Annotated in this window: 1 protein-coding gene; it reads right to left on the bottom strand. The window is 31.1% G+C overall.

Annotated elements, in window-relative coordinates; translation table 11 throughout:
• Window positions 1-339 precede the first annotated feature (339 nt).
• On the bottom strand, window positions 340-527 hold a 188-nt coding region (locus GXK57_RS26460; RefSeq protein WP_207710245.1), incomplete at its 5' end, for a hypothetical protein.

Here is a 527-nt window from a genome sequence, read left to right as displayed (position 1 = left end):
GGCCGAAGAGGCGCCCCTGCTAAGGGCGTAGGTCGGGTAACCGGCGCGAGGGTTCGAATCCCTCTTTCTCCGCCAGAAGCATTTAGTTAATAACTAAATGCTTTTTTATTGTCTATAAAATCATAAAGTTTTTGAATATGTAAACCTAGTGATATAAAGGTTTTAGAATGTCTATTTAGGGTAAAAACTAAAAGAGAAAAGGTCTTTTTTTCTACTATATCTCTTTGATACGAATTATTAAAGGTAAGACGAGCAAAAGAACTCACTAAAGAAGGTAGTTTCAGACCACTTTTTACTGTATAGTAATCACTCATGAAAGCAAAGTATATCTAAAAATAGCTAGTCTTTTTTGCAAGGAATTACAGGGATAATTTTCATATAAGTATTTTTCTTAAAAGTTCTACTAATAAGGTTATTATTTTTCTTATTGGGCATTATATAATTTGTGACATTAAGCATTATTAAGTTCTTACTTAATATAGTTACAATAAGTGTATTAAGCAGTTGTGAACAATTTGAAATATGAA

It is taken from the genome of Clostridium sp. C8-1-8 (assembly GCF_009928445.1).
In the GTDB taxonomy this organism is placed as follows: Bacteria; Bacillota; Clostridia; order Clostridiales; family Clostridiaceae; genus Clostridium_AR.
The sequence above is the reverse complement of the archived record's forward strand: the minus strand, read 5'-3'. Positions and strand labels throughout refer to the sequence as shown.